This is a genomic window from Paenibacillus sp. N119s, assembly GCF_059447605.1.
In genome coordinates, this window is record NZ_JCAJRU010000320.1 from 1 (window position 1) to 4,612 (window position 4,612).

5 protein-coding genes are annotated in these 4,612 nt (G+C 42.9%); 1 reads left to right on the top strand and 4 read right to left on the bottom strand.

Translation table 11 applies throughout. The features are described 5' to 3' along the window. Positions 1-285: 285 nt before the first annotated feature. The 4 genes from AC5V8P_RS23665 to AC5V8P_RS23680 all read right to left on the bottom strand — a co-directional run bounded on the left by AC5V8P_RS23665 (position 286) and on the right by AC5V8P_RS23680 (position 2,593). On the bottom strand, positions 286-747 hold the full coding sequence (locus AC5V8P_RS23665) for a MarR family winged helix-turn-helix transcriptional regulator (protein ID WP_029514766.1): 462 nt from the start codon (positions 745-747) through the stop codon (positions 286-288). A 212-nt stretch (positions 748-959) separates the two neighbouring features. Beyond that, positions 960-1,394, bottom strand: a complete 435-nt coding sequence (locus AC5V8P_RS23670) for a VanZ family protein (protein ID WP_064798143.1) — start codon at positions 1,392-1,394, stop codon at positions 960-962. Next, positions 1,394-2,062: a ribose-5-phosphate isomerase RpiA gene (gene rpiA, locus AC5V8P_RS23675; RefSeq protein WP_064798144.1), complete on the bottom strand. Its 669-nt coding sequence runs from the start codon at positions 2,060-2,062 to the stop codon at positions 1,394-1,396. The genes AC5V8P_RS23670 and rpiA overlap by 1 nt, the downstream gene beginning before the upstream one ends. A 60-nt stretch (positions 2,063-2,122) precedes the next feature. Next, positions 2,123-2,593, bottom strand: coding sequence for a GNAT family N-acetyltransferase (locus AC5V8P_RS23680; RefSeq protein WP_064798145.1), 471 nt, complete (start codon positions 2,591-2,593; stop codon positions 2,123-2,125). 466 nt (positions 2,594-3,059) lie between these two features. Between AC5V8P_RS23680 and AC5V8P_RS23685 the strand changes: the two genes are divergently transcribed. Next, positions 3,060-4,612: methyl-accepting chemotaxis protein (locus AC5V8P_RS23685; RefSeq protein WP_495473925.1), on the top strand; the 1,553-nt coding region annotated here is incomplete at its 3' end.

The window sequence follows — 4,612 nt, forward strand, 5'->3', positions numbered from 1 at the left end:
AAAGATCCGGCTGTAATTCGTATTGTTTATGGGTAACTAATTCAGCCAAATTTCCGGCTTGCATCAATAGCGACTCACCTGCGGTGCATTGCTGTATACTCATGTACAGCTCCTTCCCCGGCAAGGTATTTGTATTCGAACAGCTTCTAGGGGGATGACCTCAGATCGAGACTATTAGACAATTATACCTGATTTGCGTCCCTACTGCCCAAAATAAGACAAAAAAATAAAATACCGAAAAGTCGGTATTTTATCTCAAAGCTGATTTAATCAGATATGCAACCCTTATGATCCGTTACTCTTCTGTCCCTCAGCTGTTAGCCCAAGCTTTTTTAGCAGATGAATAGCCTGCTCCTTCTCTTCCACAGATAAGCCATCCACAGTCTCCATAATAACACGATGATGCTGCGGGAATATTTGTTCAAAAAAATGACGTCCTTCGTCCGTCAATTCTGCATAAATTACACGCCGATCATCTTGTGACGCACGGCGGGTAAGCAAGTTTTTTTTCTGGAGCTTATCTACCACATACGTAATATTTCCACTGGAGATCAGTACCTTTTCTCCGATTTTCTGCAATGGCTGGGGTCCGCGATAATACAACAAGTCCAGCACACCAAATTCAGTTGTATTTAATCCATGACTATGAATGTCCCGATTCGTGCGAGAAGTGACCGAATTATAAGCACGAGCCAGAACAACAAACAAGTTCAGCGCTAAGTCCTGATCATCTGGTTTTACAGACATATTAACAGCCTCCGTTACTCATATCTTTATTCAAAGATATCTTAATTGCATGCTTTTGTCAAGTTTGAGCACTTTTTTCCCGCTCTTACGGTCGGTGTTGAAGGAATTACCATCTAGTATGCTAAAGTTGCCGTTGATTATGTAAAAAAGGCCTGCTCTCAACCAGTTATTAAGCACTGATTGCGAGAGCAAGGCGATTATAATGCATTCCCTCATTTCTTACGTAAAAATACGTAGGCAACACGTCCGCATAATACTCCCAGGACATTCAGTATGATGTCATCCACATCCGCTGTACCTGCACCCAGCAACATCTGGGTTACTTCGAGAATGACCAGTGCGATCAGCACTACTAATAGCATTCTGCCTACCCTGCGCATAGGCACCCAAATCATGGGCAGAAGAATACCGAAGGGAATGAACACACCAATATTCCCAAGCAAATTAACACCCCATACCCGAAAAGGGGAAAAATGCATTACCCGCCAGTATCGGCCGATTGTCTCCAATGGAACCATATTATATGAATACGGAGGTCCTGGTCGTAACGTACGACCAAAACCGAGAAACATCCAATATAATAGAAGCCCTGTATACAATATCAATAACACGAATGCCACATTATAAAACAAACGGTTACCAGACATTATTTGTTCCGGATGTCAATTTGTCCATTCGCTCGCGCGATAATGACTTGGTCCGCCATGTTAATGAACAGCCCATTATCGACTACACCCGGGATTTGATTCAAGCGAATTTCCAGCTCGTGCGGGTTCTCGATCGTACCGTAGCGACAATCGGCAATATAATTACCATTATCCGTAAGATAGCGCTGGCCGTCTTTCATACGCCATTCCGCTTTACAGCCTGTCTGCCGCAAAGCCTCCAACGTCCATTCACTGGCAAAAGGCACCACCTCGACTGGCAAAGGAAATGCTCCCAGTGCCTTCACATCCTTGGACTCATCCACAATAATGATTAATCGGTCGGTATTGCTTTCCACAATTTTCTCTCTCAGTAGAGCCCCGCCTCCACCTTTCACCAATACCAGCTGCTCATTCACCTCATCCGCACCGTCAATGGTAACGTCAAGCCTTCCAATCTGATCAAATGGTATGATGGGAATCCCTAGCTCCCTGGCCTGATCCTCCGAGGCTTGGGATGTAGCTACAGCCTGTATATGTAATCCTTGTGCCACACGCTCTCCGATTTTTTGAATAGCCCAATAGGCTGTCGAGCCTGTACCAAGTCCTACTTTCATGCCATCCTGAATCGCTTCCACTGCTTTCTCAGCCGCTTTTTGCTTCAAATTCATTATCATCTCTCCCGCTATATAGGCTAGTGTTGATCATCATCTATTTTATATGAGAACGCTTTATAAAGACAGAGACAGCTTTTTACCATAACAAAGACTATTTTCATCATGTTCATACTCCCCAAAGCGTTCGATAGGTTCGTATCCCTGCTTGGTATACAAAGCAATCGCTTCAGGTTGAGCCGCTCCGGTCTCTAGTTTAATCCTTATAATCCCCCGTTTACTGGCTTCCTGCTCCAGGAAAGACAATAAACTAACTGCAATTCCTTGTCGGCGATAAGAAGAATCGACATAAAATCGCTTAAGCTCCATCTCTTCCGCATCTATAGGCCTAAGCCCTCCGCAAGCAACCGGCTTTTCATCTACATACACAACAGCGAAAACCATATTTTTAACTTTCGGATTGGAAAAATCCACCAAGTAAATTTGGTCGGCAGGATACCTTTCCAGCAGGTCTTCATCCAGCCTATGAATCAAATGATGCAGATCCGCATGATCGCTCTCAACCTTTAAAATCGTAAGCTTGGACACTTTTCTCTTCCCTCTTCTCTATGCATAGATACATGGGCTCATTTCGCAAACAATTCCCGAAAACCGCGATAAATCAAGCATTTGCAGCATCAAATATGAAAAATGTCCCAAATTCATAAGTGCATTTGACTCTATTATAAAGTATGATGGTTTCTGTTGAATAGTTGCTTATGGAGTGAAATGAACTTGAATTTCAAGCGTGAGCATAAATTGGGAAATACTGAAATATACATAGTGCTTACTTATTAAAAATTAATTTTTTATTGGGTTAGGTATTCATTTCAAGAGCTTTTTGTACGACATATATATAGGGATATCTTACTTGTCCGAAAAAGACTTAAGACCTATTTCGGAAAAATCAAGGGTCATTATCTCTATTTATTATGTTTGTAAGGGGGACTTGATTATCTCATTCGATAAGCGGTTCAACACCATATACAAAAATACTACCAGGGAGTGGAACATTTTGAAAAAGTGGAGTGGCTTATCATTCTTCACCAAAAACTTATTATTATCCTTCTTCAATATCGTATTGATCGGGCTAGTCCTTATTGTGTCTAGCTATTTGATCCAACGTACGATTTTGATCGACCAATTGCATGGGCAAGTGGAAAAAATCACATTGAAGTGGGCACAAGGCATTAATTCCGATGAAGTATCGCAAGCAGTTCAAGAAAAAAATTATGATGGGCCCATTCAAACCAAGCTCCGTACCTATCTTGATAACATCATGGCGACGAACCCGAATATCTCTCACGCCTATATTTTCGGAACAGAGCTGGAAAATGGGAATCAGACATCCATTATTGCCATGCCAACAGACCTGAGAGAATCATTTGAAAAAGAAAAGATGGGTGTCGGCGCTATGTACGAGCAACCCAATGTTGTGGCTGTAGGTGTAACAAGTATGCTGGACTCCGGCAAACCTACATTCACCAGCTTCTATGATGACACTTTTGGCACATGGACAACTTTGATGACACCGATTAAAGATCCTAGCGGCAAAATCTTTGCTTATTTTGCTGTCGATGCTGATGCTGGTGCTGTTCCTGCCGGATTGACCAAGTTGCTTATTAGCGGGGCTACTATTTTGGTGATTTTCCTACTAATCTGCCTGGCACTTCAATATTGGGTAGTGAAACGCACGCTGTCTCCGATTAAGCAACTGATGTACGGTATCAGTGAAGTCAGCAGAGGGAATCTGGATGTGCAAATTCATGCTGGCCAGGATGATTTGGGGCGCGTAAATCAGAACTTCAACGATATGGTAAGCCATGTTAACAGCATCATGACCAAAGTGAAGCAGACAACGGATGAAGTCAATGAATCTGCAAAGGAATTACTCGCAATTTGCGAGCAAAACGGAATCAATTCCAACATCATCAACCAGAATATCAACGAAATTACGGATAATATCCGTTCACAGGAAAAAGCCACAGGCGATAGCGCACGAGCTATGGCTGAAATGGCATCGGTCATCCAAAATATTGCTGCCAGTTCTTCCAATGTGGCTGAAGAAGCCAATTCGGTAGAGAAGCGTTCTAATGAAGGTAACGAGATTGTAAGCAAGGTATCATCCCAAATGCATTTGATTACCGATTCAGTAACGAATACTTCCCGTATCATCAAGTTGCTCGACAGCCGTTCACAGGAAATTGGCAATATCATTAGCACCATTTCAGGTATTTCCAGTCAGACGAACCTGCTCGCTCTGAACGCTTCTATTGAAGCTGCGCGTGTCGGTGAAGAAGGTAAAGGCTTTGCCGTTGTAGCCAGTGAAGTACGCAAACTGGCAGAACAATCTGCGGAGGCAACGAAACAAATTACGTCACTGATTGAAGAAATTCAAAGTGAAATCGGACAAGCAGTGAAGTCGATGGAGCAAGGAAACGTTGAAGTTCAAAACGGGATCGTCGTTGCCGGACAAGCAGGCGCGTTGTTCAATGATATTCTCCAAGCCACTAAAAATGTAGCATGGCAAATCCAAGAAGTATCCAGTGCTACGGAGGAGATTTCTGC